The organism is Croceibacterium salegens, from assembly GCF_009827435.1.
In the GTDB taxonomy this organism is placed as follows: Bacteria; Pseudomonadota; Alphaproteobacteria; order Sphingomonadales; family Sphingomonadaceae; genus Croceibacterium_B; species Croceibacterium_B salegens.
Map to the genome: position 1 here is coordinate 33,609 of NZ_WTYM01000031.1, position 14,388 is coordinate 47,996.

6 protein-coding genes are annotated in these 14,388 nt (G+C 65.6%); 5 read left to right on the forward strand and 1 reads right to left on the reverse strand.

The window, feature by feature from the left end:
• Window positions 1-13 precede the first annotated feature (13 nt).
• The 5 genes from GRI89_RS05255 to GRI89_RS05275 all read left to right on the forward strand — a co-directional run bounded on the left by GRI89_RS05255 (window position 14) and on the right by GRI89_RS05275 (window position 11,404).
• Window positions 14-910, forward strand: coding sequence for a response regulator (locus tag GRI89_RS05255; protein WP_159792940.1), 897 nt, complete (start codon window positions 14-16; stop codon window positions 908-910).
• Between the two features lie 243 nt (window positions 911-1,153).
• Window positions 1,154-7,477: an autotransporter-associated beta strand repeat-containing protein gene (locus GRI89_RS05260; protein WP_159792942.1), complete on the forward strand. Its 6,324-nt coding sequence runs from the start codon at window positions 1,154-1,156 to the stop codon at window positions 7,475-7,477.
• A gap of 210 nt (window positions 7,478-7,687) precedes the next feature.
• A complete protein-coding gene (rplK, locus tag GRI89_RS05265; protein ID WP_328598099.1) occupies window positions 7,688-8,119 on the forward strand; it encodes a 50S ribosomal protein L11 in 432 nt (143 codons plus the stop codon).
• 4 nt (window positions 8,120-8,123) lie between these two features.
• Window positions 8,124-8,819 (forward strand): 50S ribosomal protein L1, encoded by a 696-nt coding sequence (gene rplA, locus GRI89_RS05270; protein ID WP_159792944.1) that lies wholly within the window; start codon window positions 8,124-8,126, stop codon window positions 8,817-8,819.
• A 212-nt stretch (window positions 8,820-9,031) separates the two neighbouring features.
• The gene (locus GRI89_RS05275) at window positions 9,032-11,404 is read left to right on the forward strand and encodes an arylsulfatase (RefSeq protein ID WP_159792946.1); all 2,373 of its coding nucleotides are present in this window, start codon (window positions 9,032-9,034) and stop codon (window positions 11,402-11,404) included.
• A 67-nt stretch (window positions 11,405-11,471) separates the two neighbouring features.
• Here GRI89_RS05275 and GRI89_RS05280 read toward each other — a convergent pair whose 3' ends face one another.
• Complete coding sequence (locus GRI89_RS05280) at window positions 11,472-14,375, reverse strand: DUF2339 domain-containing protein (protein WP_159792948.1); 2,904 nt, start codon at window positions 14,373-14,375, stop codon at window positions 11,472-11,474.
• Window positions 14,376-14,388 lie beyond the last annotated feature (13 nt).

The window sequence follows — 14,388 nt, forward strand, 5'->3', positions numbered from 1 at the left end:
GAGTGGGGTCGTAGTGAGTGGCATCTGGTGGTTTGGTAACGTTCGATTTGATGAGTCATCGGGAAACCTTCAGGTCGGTTCCGACGACGTAGAACTCGATAGAAGCTGTCAAAGGATTCTCGGCGTGCTGCTCGCCAACGCAGGCCAGGGCGTCGACAAGGATGCCTTGCTCCGGGCCGGATGGCCGGGGCGGCTCGTGCATGAAAATTCTCTGGCCAAGGCAATCGGTCGTTTGCGTATCGCACTGGGTGAGCATGGGGAACGGCTTGGCTCGGTCTATGGGCATGGCTACAAGCTCGACGTAAGTGCGCAGTTGGTCACTCCCGAGCGAGAAGAGGGCTTGCTCGCCACCGTTGGCGCCGCGCTCAGCGATACCCCGGGCCGCAGGCCGTGGCTGGCATGGAGCGCCGGCGCGGCGGGCATGGCCGCGGTTGGCGTGATCTTGTCTTCGAGCGAAAGCGTGGCGGGTATCTTCGGGACTCCCTACCGCACTGCCGACCCGATCGTCGCCGATGCGCCGGACGCCATCGGCAAGATCCTGTGGGTCGACGATCACCCGGAAAACAACGCTTTCGAAAAGCAGTACTTCGAAAAGCGGCGAATCGCCGTGCACTCCGCCGCTAACACGGCAGATGCGATCAAGCTGCTGGCGATCTACGACTACAAGCTGGTGATCTCCGACATGGGGCGCGGCGATGACCGGCTGGCAGGGCTCAAGCTAGTGGAGCAGATGCGCCAGCGCGGTGATGCAACCCCGGTTGTGATCTACACTGTCCGCGCCGATGGCGCGAAGGCGCAAAGTGCCCAGCGTCGGCTCGTTGCCGATGCGGGGGCCCGGAGGTTGGCGGTGACGCCGCAGGAAATTCGGTCGATTGTCGTCGGCGAGTTCGGCAATCCGTCCGTGCGCTAGAAATGTCCCGGAAGGGGACTTTTCCTGCGTCAAACTTGTCACAAATTGTCGCATTCAGAATTTTTCAGAATCCCGGGAAAGATTGAACCGGGATCTGCGAACATGAGCCCCGCACGAGAGTTCGTGGGTATGGGGCGCCAGCAAACAATCTGATCCGGTCGGCTTCCAGCGCTTTTTCGCTCGGGAGACCGTGCCCCTGCCTGCAGCTCACGCAAGACTACGTGATGCACAAAGGAGTTGATCTTGAATTCTGAAGCCGTTTCCAAGGCCTTGAAGAGCCGCACATTCCGCCGCGCCATGTACTGCGGCACCGCATTGCCGCTGGTCGCATTCGCCGTGGCCGCCAACGCCAATCCGATCACCGAGCAGTTCGACAGCGACATCACGGTTACCGCCGACAGTGCGAGCGGCACGCCGATCGCGGTCGAACTCTACAGCTCTGGCGGTTCGATCGACGCCAGCGTTACCGACGTCACCGGCACGACGGTGGGTGGCGATCGCGACTACGTCATTGGCATGGAGACCGACCTCACCGGCTCCATTACCGGCACGTTCAGCACGATCACCGCAACCGGCGCAGGCGAGATTCTCGGACTCGGCGCGACCACCATCGACGGCGACATCACGCTCGACGTGGGCACGCTCGATGTGGACGGTGCCGCATCGGCCGGCATCGCCGCGATCTCGACCAACGGCGACATAGGCATCACCGCCGATACGGTCATCTCGCGCGGCACTGGCGAAGATTCGCAACAGGAATTCTACGAAGCGGTCCTGGGCAATTCGCAGAACGGCTCGGTCAATATCGCCGTCGGCACGTCCGAGACCTACGGCACCTACGGCTCGGCCATCGTCGGGCTCGCCGGCAGTAATGTGGCCATTACTGCCGACGGCGCGACCAATCACGGGGCCGGAGCTGTCACCGTCTACGCCATCGCCGCGGGTGATGTCTCCGCCGATGTCGGAACGATTACCTCGACCGCCGACGACGGACAGGGCGCTTACCTGAAGTCGAATGGCGGGAGCGTTTCGCTCAGCGCCGACACCATCACCGTGGGCGACTTTGCCCAAGGCGCGCGTATCGTTGCGGCCGACGACGTCAAGGTTGACGTCGGAACGATTACCGGTGGGCAGGGCGTGCGTGTCGACCCGACCGCTGGCGATGTCACCATCGCTATCGACAGTGTCGAAACCTATACCTCGGCGGTCAACGCCTCGACCACGTCGGGAGGTGGCCTCACGATCGATGTCGGCGATGCGACCAGTCATCTCGCCGACACAGCCACGATCATTGCCAGTGCAACGGGCGGCGGCACTCTGGCCGTCGCGGCCGACAGCGTAACCGGCGCGGGTGTGGACCACGCCGCGATCGAGGCGACGACCGACAGCGGCGACATTTCGATTGTCGCGGGCGACGTCAGCACCAGCGGCGATGGTGCCATGGGCGTGCTCGCCCAGAGCACCGACGGCAACATCGATGTCTCGGTCGACACCGTCGCGACGACGGGTCTGGGCCTGGGAGCCATCTACTCGGCGGACGGCGTGACCGCGATCTCGACCAACGGCACCGCCACGGTGACCGTGGGCAGCGGCACGACCGAAGGCAAGTATTCGTCGGTCGCTGCGGCGGTCGGTGGAGCCGGTGCCCACGTGACGGTTGGCGATGTGAGCGCCGCCGGACTGCAGGGCGCGGTGGTCTTTTCCAAGAGCTCCGGAGGCAACGCCACCGTGGATGCCGGGACGGTCACCCTGCGCGGCGACCAGCAGGCCGGCATCAACGCCCTGGCGGACGTCGGTGTGGCTACGGTCACCATCGACAGCGTGGTGGACGAGGGTACCAGCACCAAGGGCATTTTTGCCCGCGGCGGATCGGGCGCTTCGGTCACGGCGGGAAGCATCGAGGCTGACGTATACGGTGCCTGGGCCAATGTGACCGGCACCGGCAATGCCAGTGTCGTCACCACTGGCAACACTTCGGTGGGTGCTGGCTACGGCCTGCGCGGCACCGGTACCAACGTCACCATCTCGACCGCGGCCGATACGGTGACTCAAGCAAGCACCAATGCAATCTGGGGCGAGGCCACCGAATCGGTGACCATCGGCAACCAGGGCACGGCGCGGACGACCGGCGGCATGGGCAGCGCGATCTACGCCCAGTCAGGCGGATCCGTCTCGATTACTTCGGCACATGCGGAAGCGGTGGGTCCGGGTGTCGATCCGGGTGTCGGACAGGACGGGCTGCGGGTGCCGCAGGGCGGCATCGTCGCCTTTGCCGACGGCGCGATCGACATCGATGCCGACACGGTGACGGTGGCGGGTGAGTTCCGTTACGCCGTCTATGGCGAGGGCGCCGGCGGCGTGACTATCAACGCCAACGACGTCGAGCTGGCGAGCGCCGACACGGTCGCAGTTGCCGGCAAGAGCGATGCGGGCGACGTCAGCATCACCACCGGCACGGTGACCACCACCGGCGCGAGCGGCGTCGGCGTGTTCGGCCACACCGGTTCGGGCGACATTGCGATCGATGCGGGTATCACCCGGGTCGAGAACGCCGGAATGCAGGGCCAGTTCACCGGCGATGCGGTGGTGGCCACTTCGGACACCGGCAATATCTCGATCACCAGCCAGGATGCCTTCAGTGCGGCGCTTTACGGCTCGGCCATCGTCGGCATTTCCGCCGGCGATGTTGCGCTGGTCAGCGGCAATGCCGAAACGACCGGCGACGGCGGTGTCGCCGTTTACGGCCTGTCGAATAGCGGCAACGTCAGCCTGGCTGCCGAAACGGTTTCGGCAAACAGTACGGCACAGGGTGTCTTCCTCAAGGCTGCGGGCACCGTCACGGCTGAGGTCGGCAGCGTCACGGCCGGCTATGGCCTCTACGCAGTCGGAACCGGCAACGGCGCAATCTCGCTCGACGTCGGTACGGCGCAGGCCTCGAACAATCTCGGCTCGGCGATCAAGGTCACGGCTGCAGGGCCCGTCTCCATAGCCGCCGATGCGGTCGCGGTAACCGGTGCGGGCGCGGATCCCGGCGCGGGGCCGGACGGCCTGCGCAAGGACCAGGGCGGCATCGTCGTCCAGGGCGGCGGCGAGGCGATTTCGATCGATGCCGGTTCGGTTACAGTCGAGGGCGAGCATCGTTACGGCATCACGGCGCGTGGCAACGGTGCGATCACCATCAACGCCGACACAGTCGACCTCGCCAGTGCCGATGCGGTGGCGGTTGTCGCGCGCGGCGGGGCAGGCGACGTCAGCATCACCACCGGCACGGTGACCACCACCGGCGCCAGCGGCGTCGGCGTGTTCGGCAACTCGACCACGGGCAACATCACAATCGATGCCGGAACGACGCGGGTCGAGAACGCCGGAATGCAGGGCCAGTTCACCGGCGATGCGGTCGTCGGTATTTCGGGCAGCGGTTCGGTATCGATCACCAGCGACAATGCCTTCAGTGCGGCGCTCTACGGTTCGGCCGTCGTCGGCATTTCCGACGGCGACGTTTCCATCGTCAGCAATGTGGCCGAGACCACCGGCGATGGCGGGGCGGCGGTGTTCGGGCGGTCCAATTTTGGCGCCCTGACCATGGATGTCGGCTCGGTGACGATTTCCGGCGACAACGCCGGTGCTGTTGGCGCCCGGGCCAATAACGGGGTCGCCAACGTCACGATCGGAGATATTACCGCTACTGGCCTGACGTCCCTCGGACTGACGGCGACCGGACAGATCGTCAATGTGACGGTCAACGGCGATGTCTCGACAACCGGGCGCGGTATCAGTGCAACGGGCTTCGTCGAGAGCAATGTCACCGTAAATGGCTCGATCACGACCACTGAAAGCAATGCATCGGGCGTTGTAACGACGTCCGCCCATGGCGTCGTTACGATCGCCGAGGGTGCGAGCGTCAACGGTGGTGCCGCGGGCGTGGCCATGCTCGGCCAGGCGCAGGGCGGGTTCAGCGAGCTCTACAACTCGGGCACGGTTCACGGCACGGCCGGGGTCGCTGTCCGCGGTCTGCAAGCCGACCCGAACTTCGTTCCCGCGGACTATTACATCCAGAACAACGGCACGCTTTCGTCCGATACAGGCGTCGCGGTCCTGACCGGCGCGGGCGACGACGTCCTCGAACTGACCGAAAACTCGGTTATCGACGGCATTGCCGACCTTGGCGCCGGCTACGACCACCTCGTGCTCGACTTCAACGACAACGCCGCAGCCGACGCGATCGGCCAGGTGGTTTCGACCGTCAATGTCGAGATGCTTTCTGTCGAAAGGGGAAGCTGGCGCGCGGAAGGCGTGGCTTCGGACTACGATGAAGTCGAGATCGAGGAAGGCGCCACGCTGACCGTCGCGCAGGACGCCAACGGCGATTCGTCGATCGGCACCGGCTACGTCGATCTTGGCGGTACGCTGAACCTCGACTTTGCTCACGACACCGACGTGACCGGAGTGCTGATCGAAGGCGCGGGCTCGCTGCACCTCGTCGGCGGGGCAACGGTACTTGTCGAAGACGCCAGCGGCCTGCAGTTCACCGGCGGTACTTTCGTCGAGAACGGCACGCTGCTGCTGACCGATGTCTACGGCGGCGCTGTCACCACCTCGGGTGACGGCACCTTCGAGCTTGGCGACGGCGGAACCACCGGCGATTTCACCGGCGACCTCGTCAACGACGGTACTTTCGTCTTCTCGCGCAGCGACGACTACTCGCTGTCCGGCGCCTTCAGCGGCACCGGCCTGCTGGTCAAGAACGGCGACGGCACGCTGTCGTTCGGCGGGACCTACGACTTTAGCGGAACCACGACGATCAACGCCGGTGCAATCGCGCTGACGGGCCAGCTCGACGCCAACAGCGAGCTCGACCTGTCGGGCGACGGTTCGTTCGACCTGTCGCAGGTCTCCGGCGGTACGCAGGAAGTTGCCGAGCTTTCGGGCACCGGCGGCAACCTCGAGCTCGGCACCACGACGCTGACCATCAACCAGCAGACCAACACCGTCTTCTCTGGCACGATCTCGGGCGACGGGACGGTGAACAAGGAAGGGACCGGCGACCTCAAGCTCGAGGGCGACAGCACCTTCACTGGCTCGGCCAACGTCAACGGCGGCACGCTGTCGGTCAACGGCTCCTATGCCGGCGGCACCTTCACGGTGAACGACGGCGGCTTGCTGGGCGGTAACGGCACGGTCGGCGACACGACGATCCAGGGCGGCGCGCTCGGTGCGGGCAACTCGATCGGCCACCTCACCGTGGCCGGCGACCTCACCTTTACCTCGGCCTCGACGCTCGTGGTCGAAGTCGATCCGGCCGGCAACGCCGACCTGATCGAAGTGACCGGCGCCGCCACGCTCGGCGGGGCGACGGTCAACGTGCTGGCCGGAGCGGGCACTTACGCACCCGTCACCGACTACACGATCCTGACCGCCGACGGCGGCATCTCGGGAACGTTCGGCACGGTCACCACCAACCTCGCCTACCTCGTCCCGCTGCTCAGCTACACGGTCGACACCGTCTCGCTGCGTCTCAGCCGCAACGACGTCGACTTCTCGGGCTACGCCGCGAATCCGAACCAGTCTGCGATCGGCAACTTGATCGAGGATCTCGGCTTCGGCAGCACGCTCTACGATAGCACTTTGTTGCTGGCGCGTGCCGACGTTGCGGACGACTTCGAGACGCTGACCGGCGGGGTCTATCCGTCGTTCGTCGGGGCGATGGTCGAAACGGCCGACATGCTTCGCCGCCAGACGATGGACGCGCCGCGTTCGGGCTCGGGCGCCTACGGCTGGGCCACCGGCCTGCTCGGCAACGTCAAGGGTACGGCGGGCACCGGTATTGCCGGCTACAAGGCCGACAACACCGGCGTTGCCGGCGGCCTCGGCTATGCGATGGCCGGGTTCGATATCTCGGGCGGGGTCGGTTACCTGTCGCAGGATCCGAGCGGCAGCCAGGTCTCCGACAGCAAGGTGACCTTCGCGACTTTGCAGGCGGCCTATGACAGCCCGATCGGCTTCAAGGTGCGCGGCGGCGTCCAGCTCGGCTGGTTCGACGCCAAGTCGAGCCGCAGCACCTCGCTGGGCACGATCAGCAACTCGCTGAGCGGCGCGCTCAAGGGCGACTACACGCAGTACTACGGCGAAGTCGCCTTCGCGGTGCCTTCGGTCGCGGTCTCGATCGAGCCGTTTGCGGGCGTCAGCCACGTGTCGCTCAAGGTCGACAGCTTCACCGAGACCGGCGGCGCCACCGCGCTGACCGTGAACGGGATGGACCGCGACGTGACCTTCGGCGACCTCGGCCTGCGGATCTCGGCACCGTTGCCGGGCGGTGTCACGCCGTACGGCTCGGCGTCCTACCGCATGGCCTGGGGCGACCGCGCCTCGCTCGCCGGCGTTGCCTTCGCCGGCAACACGACGAGCGGCTTGGTCACCGGCCTGCCGATCGCCAAGACTGCAGCGGAGGTCGAAGCCGGCCTGCGCTACACCGCCGGCAAGATCGAACTGGGCCTCGGCTACAGCGGCAGCTTCTCGAAGACCTTCGACAGCAACACCGCGAAGCTGACGGCGACGCTCAAGTTCTGAGGCTGACCGCACGACAGCGAGGAGGGGCGTCCCGCAGGGGGCGCCCCTCTTTGCTTGTAATCGCGGCGGGTTTCGATTAGGGGCGCCGCTTCCCGGTGCTCCGGCCTCGGGAAAACCGCGCGGGAGGAGCGCCTTCGGGCCCTCCGTTATTACCGCTTACCATGAGCCCAGGTCGAGAGACCGAGGCGACAGTGAGAAAGGAGGCCATACGTGGCCAAGAAGATCGACGGCTATATCAAGCTGCAGGTTCCTGCAGGCTCGGCCACCCCAAGTCCGCCCATCGGCCCTGCGCTGGGCCAGCGCGGCGTGAACATCATGGAATTCTGCAAGGCGTTCAATGCCGCCACGCAGGATCTCGAAAAGTCCATGCCGATCCCGACCATCATCACGGTCTATGCGGATCGCAGCTTCACCTTCGTCACGAAGACGCCCCCGGCGAGCTTCCTGATCAAGAAGGCGGCGGGCCTCAAGTCGGGTTCCAAGGAACCGGGCAAGGTTTCGGCGGGCAAGATCGCCCGGTCGAAGCTGGCCGAAATCGCCGAAGTGAAGATGAAGGATCTCAACGCCAACGACATCGAAGCGGCGACGAAGATCATCGAAGGCTCCGCTCGCGCGATGGGCCTCGAAGTGGTGGAGGGCTGAACCGATGGCTAAGCTCAGCAAGAAGCAGAAGGCCGCGGCCGAACTCGACGGCGAGAAGCTGTACGGCATCGAAGAAGCGCTGAAGATGCTGCGCGACATGGCCTCGAAGAAGTTCGACGAGACCGTCGAAGTCGCTATGAACCTCGGCGTCGACCCGCGTCACGCCGACCAGATGGTTCGCGGCATGGTCTCGCTCCCGGCCGGTACCGGCAAGGAGATGAAGGTCGCCGTGTTCGCCAAGGGCGACAAGGCCGACGAGGCGCTCGCCGCCGGTGCCGACAAGGTCGGTGCCGAAGACCTGATGGAAGACATGCAGGCCGGCAACCTCAACTACGACCGCGTGATCGCGACCCCCGACATGATGGGCGTCGTCGGCCGTCTCGGTAAGGTGCTCGGCCCCAAGGGCCTGATGCCGAACCCGAAGCTCGGCACCGTCACGCCGAACGTCGCGCAGGCAGTCAAGGACGCCAAGGGCGGCCAGGTCGAATTCCGCGTCGAGAAGATGGGCATCATCCACTCGGGCATCGGCAAGCTGTCGTTCAAGGACGCCGACCTGAAGGCGAACTTCAAGGCGCTGACCGACGCGATCGTCAAGGCCAAGCCGAGCGGCGCCAAGGGCAAGTACGTCAGGAAGGTGACCGTCACCTCGACGATGGGCCCGGGCCTCAAGGTCGACCTCGCGGAAGTCGAAGGCGCGTAACCTTCTGCGCTACCGCGCTTTGCGCTCCTTGAGCGCGAGCAAGGGACAAGCAAGGGGCCGGCGGAGCGATCCGCCGGCCCCTTTCGTTTGGCGCCCGGCGCTTTGGCGGGGCGATACGTCGACTCGATGCCAAAAGGGGGGGATTCACCCGATAGCCGCGGGGGGGGAAGGGGTCGACAGTCGGGGCCTAATCCGCGTGAGAGGAACTCCCCATGGCACTCAAGGAATACAAGCCCAGTCAGGCATTCAATGGCGTGATCGGCAGGACCTTCGACGTATCCGAACCGTCCTGGCCCTCTCCGAACCGGGCGAAGGAGGGGGTGCCGAACGTCCTTTTCATTGTCATCGACGACACCGGGTACGGACATCTCGGTTGTTACGGCAGTCCGATCAACACGCCCAACATCGATGCCCTGGCGGCCGATGGGCTGCGCTACACCAACATGCATACGACATCGCTCTGCTCGCCCTCGCGCTCGTGCTTTATCAACGGGCGCAATCACCATTCGAACGGCATGAATTGCATCACCGAAGGCGCAACCGGCTTCCCCGGCGGCAACGGAATGATACCGTTCGAAAACGGCTTCATATCCGAAATCCTCCAGCAGAACGGTTACAACACCTATGCGATCGGCAAGTGGCATCTGACGCCGGCCAACCAGGTGTCCGCCGCTGGTCCCTACGACCGCTGGCCGTTGGGCCGCGGCTTCGAGCGCTATTACGGCTGGCTGGGCGGCGACACGCACCAGTATTACCCTGAGCTGGTGCGCGACAACACGCAGGTCGAGCCCGAATACGGTCCGGAGGACGGCTATCACGTCAACATCGACCTGGCTGAGAAGGCTAAGGCAATGATCGCCGACGCCAAGCAGGTCGCGCCGAACAAGCCCTTCTTCATGTACTTCTGCACCGGTGCCGCACATGCTCCGCACCATGTCCCCGCCGAATGGGCGGACAAGTACAAGGGCGTCTTCGATGACGGCTGGGACGCCTACCGCGAAAGGGTGTTCAAGAAGCAGAAGGAAATTGGTGTCATTCCCAAGAACACCAAGCTTTCGCGACACGACCCTGACGTGCAGGACTGGGAGAAGCTCTCCGCCGATGAGCGCAAGCTCTACGCCCGCATGATGGAAGTCTTTGCCGGCTTCCTCGAGCACACCGACCATTATATCGGCGAGCTGCTCGCCTTCCTGAAGGACATCGGCGAGTATGAGAACACGCTGATCATGCTCGTTTCCGACAATGGCTCAAGCGCCGAGGGCGGCGCGACCGGTTCGGTCAACGAGAACAAGTTCTTCAACAACGTCCCCGACAGCCTCGAGCAGAACCTGGCGGCGATCGAAGACATTGGCGGGCCAAAGTACTTCAACCACTTCCCCTGGGGCTGGACCCATGCCGGCAACACCCCCTATCGCCGCTGGAAGCGCGAGACATATCGTGGTGGCGTGTCCGATCCGTTCATCGTGACCTGGCCCAAGGGGATCAAGGCGAAGGGCGAGATCCGCACCCAATTCTGCCATGGTATCGACATGGTTCCGACAGTGCTCGACTGCCTGGAAATCGACCCGCCGGAAGCGATCCGCGGGATCACGCAATCACCGATCGAAGGTTTCAGCCTCAAGAGTACCTTCGACGACAAGGATGCGGAAGCTGTCCACCGGACCCAGTATTTCGAGATGTTTGGGCACCGTTCGATCTATCACGATGGCTGGCGCGCCGTTTGTCCGTGGCCGGGCGATTCCTTTACCGAAGCAGAGCACGAATTCGGCGAGATGATCTCGAATGACATGCTCACCGAACTCGATGCCAAGGGCTGGGAACTCTTCGACCTCACCGAGGACCCGGCGGAGACTACCAATGTCGCAAAGGACAATCCCGCCAAGCTGATCGAGATGATCGGTCTGTGGTACTCCGAAGCTGGGAAGTACAAGGTGTTCCCGATCGACAGCCGGACCACCATTCGCCTCGCCGAGGAACGACCGCAAATCGCAGCCGCGCGGGACAAATACGTCTACTATCCCGGAACCCAGACAGTGCCCTCATCGGTCGGTCCACGCCTGCTGAACGTGGCGCATTCGGTCAGCGTGCATGTCACGATACCCAAGGGTGGGGCCGAGGGTGCGCTGTTCACGGTCGGCGGCAATGATGGGGGCTTCTGCCTCTACATCAAGGACGGCAAGCTGACCTATGGCTACAATTATGTGGCCGACCAGCGGTTCACCATTCGATCCGACGACAAGGTGCCCGAGGGCGATCACGTTCTCAGTTTCGAATTCGAGCCGACGGGCGAAGCCGATGTTGCGAAGGGCAAGGGAACGCCCGGCAATATTTCCCTGTTCTTCGACGGCGAAGCGGCCGGGGAAGGCGAATTGCCGGTGACCATCCCGATCCAGTTCGGACTTGCCGCCAGTTCCATCGTCGGTTGCGACAATGGTTCGCCGGTCATGCTGGAGGATGAATACAAGCCGCCGTTCACCTTCACCGGCCAGATCCACAAGGTGCTGGTCGATATCACCGGCGAGAGCCTTGAAGACAAGGAACACCTGATCGAGGCCTATCTCAAGGCCGCGATGGCGAGGCAGTAGGACTGTCCATCGCTTCGGATGGACACGGGGACCGGCGGAGCAATCCGCCGGTCCTTTTCCGTTTGTGCTACCCCTCGCGCCTGCCGAGTTGCCGCGAATAGACCCAGCCGATGCCGATCAGGCTGACGCCGAGCGCGAGGAAGCTGGCGATGCGCAGCAGCCCCTCGAGGCCAGCGGCGTCGACCAGGAACACCTTGCCGACCGCGAGCAGCATCAGCACCAGCGAACCGATGCGCCAGCTGCGCTGGCCGCTGCGCGATCCCCACCACAGGAAGGCGAGCGCCAGAACTATGCCTAGCAGCGAGCGCAGCAGGTCCTCGCTCTGCCCGACAAAGCCGTCGGTCAGGACCGTCCCGGCGAACAGGTGGCGCAGTTCTGACAGCGCGAGCAGGGCGATGAGCAGCATCATCGCCCCGTCGCAAACCGGGCGCAGCGCGATGAACGCTTCGGGCAGGAGGCGGCGCGCGTCCCAGAGCGCGATCAGTGCCAGAGCATAGGCTAGCGCCAGCCAGTCGAACATCGGCGCCGGGCCGATGGCCTGGTGCGTGGTCAGCGGATTGCGCAGCAGCAGGGTGAACACCGTAAAGTGGGCGAGGAGGAGGGCGATGCCGAGCGCCTCTCCCGCCTTGGCGTGTGCCTTGCCGAACCGCGAAGCGGCAAGCGCGGCGGCTGCGAGCAGCAGGTCCCACAGCGCACGCTCCGCCATGCCAAGTTCGCGGAACCGGGCGATGTCGTCGATCGCCAGCGCGTGCTTGAAGACGATGTGCAGGCCGATCGTCGCCGCGGCGAGCCCCGCTCCGGCAAGTACACGGCGCTGCATGTCACTCGCCTCGCGCAATGACCACCAGGCGAGCAGCGCTGCCGTCGCCACTGGGGCGATGTGGAGAAGCGCGTCGCGCACCGACAGCGTGGCGACTGTCAGCATTGGCGGGCCGGTGAGCGCCTCAATGCCGCGCGACAGCCACTGCCCGACCTCCGGCATAGCCCAGATGCCAGCTACCGCGCCCACCGTCCAGCCGGCAGCGCCACGTTCACGCCACGCCAGTGCCACCCCGATGGCTCCGAGCGCCGCAGTCCATGCCAGCCAGCCGCCGGGCATGACTTGTGCGACCAGTCCATAGGCGACGAGCGCGGCGAGCGCTTCGGCGGCACGGAGGTGGCGTTTGCGAACCTCGAACCAGGCCAGCCCGGCAAAAGGCGCCATCACCGCAGCCCAGCGCAGCAGCGCACGGGCTACGTCAGTCGCAGCGGTGCCGCCGCCGAGCCGCTCGATCTCGCGTTCGCTGATTGGCAGGTCGGCCAGCAATGCAAGCAGTGCGACGATCGCGGCGACCCAGGCGAGCTCCGCCAGCGGGCGTGTGCGTCGGCGGGAGAACAGGACCAGCAAGCCACCGGCAACGATCGCAGCGGCGACAGGTGCGAACCATTCCGGGCTCAGCATCAGCAACGCCGCAAAGGCGAGCAGCGCGGTGCTGGCGAGCGGCATCGACAGCAGCCGGTCCGTCGTCCCGTCGCGCCAGCAGCGCGCCGCGGCGAGTGCGGGGAAAAGGCCGAGGCCGGCGCAGGCGGCGGCCATGCCGGGCTCGCTGTCGTTGGCGTACCACGATCCGAACAGCCAGTAGACCGCCGCAGCCAGGGCCGGGGCGGCGAGCGAGACCTGCCACAGGTCGAGCTGGCGCGCGCGGCCAAGCCACAGCGCGGCGAGCGGCACGGCAAGGAAGATCGCGGCATACCCGGCGCAGACCGCGGCGAACGGTCCGGCAGGGGGAATGTCCCAGCCGAACAGCAGCCACACGCCGAGCGCGGCGGCGACCCCGCTCCCTTCGCGCACACGCGGATCGCGCCAGCCGAGGAACGCCAGCGCAGCTCCCAGCAACAGGTAGAGGCCCCAGGTCAGCGGGGCGTTGCCGCCCTGCTCGACCAGCGCCGCCATCTGCAGGGTGCCGAGCACCGCAGCGGCGAGGCGGGTTACCCGGTGGTTGGGATCGCCGGCGATAGCCAGCGGCAGCACGACGCCGACCGCCGCTATGTAGAGCCCGAGCGAGCCAAAATCGCCGTTCCCAGCGACGCCGCCGAGCAGCATCAGCCCGCCCCAGACGAAGGCCGCGGCGAGCGCGAGGTAGCCGAGCCACGGGCGGCCCTGCCTGCCGCCGGTCCAGGTCAGCCCACCGGTTACCAGCGCGAGGTAAAGCGTGAGCACAGGCACATTGGCCTCGTCGCTCGCCACGAGCGCAGGTGCGGCGAACCCGCCGACCAGCCCGAGCACCGCGCAGGGCAGGCCGAAGCGGTAGGACAGTGCAATCGCCGCAGCGGTGATCGCAGCGAGTCCGCCGAAGGCCACCGCCGGGCCGATCAGGCCGTAGCGCGTGCCGGCGAGGTAGAAGGCGGCGTAGAGGGTCGCGAGCCCGGCCCCGGCGAGCGCCTGTCGCACCCGCGGGTCGGCAATGCGGTGTTCCTGGCGGTAGGCCAGCTCGGCGGCAGCGAGCAGCAATACGCCGAAAGCGAAACTGAAGGCGACGCGGACGGGCGGCGTGAGCAGCCCGGCCTCGATCGAGTATTTGACCAGGAAGATACCGGCGAGCGCAAGCGCGATCCCTCCGCCCCAGATTGGCAGGCGGCGTCCAAACACGTCCTCGAAGTCGAACGTCAGGCGGCGTTCGGCAAGGCGGTCGAGCAGGCTCGGCCGGGGTTCGAATGCAGGCTCCGGTTCAACCGGGGATTCGGCGGTCGTGGGCTCCGGTTCGGGCGGCGGCGTGGGAGCGGGCGTGGAGGTCGTGACCGTGCGCGCCACCTTGGGCACGGAGGGTGCCGGTACGGTAGCGGGCGAGGGTTCGGCCAACGGTGCGACACCGCGCCATTCGAGGTCGCCCAGTTGCCGCTCGAACTCGTCGATCCGCCGCTCAAGACCCTTGAACGAGGACCACAGCTGCCAGACGATGACCGCCAGGCCGAGGAATAACAGGAACTCCATCGTGACCCCCTCC

What these genes read in the sequence shown, in the direction of transcription:
- rplA (WP_159792944.1), top strand. Translation starts at nt 8,124, where the DNA reads ATGGCTAAGCTCAGCAAGAAGCAGAAGGCCGCGGCCGAACTCGACGGC.
- GRI89_RS05275 (WP_159792946.1), top strand. Translation starts at nt 9,032, where the DNA reads ATGGCACTCAAGGAATACAAGCCCAGTCAGGCATTCAATGGCGTGATC.
- GRI89_RS05280 (WP_159792948.1), bottom strand. Translation starts at nt 14,375, where the DNA reads ATGGAGTTCCTGTTATTCCTCGGCCTGGCGGTCATCGTCTGGCAGCTG.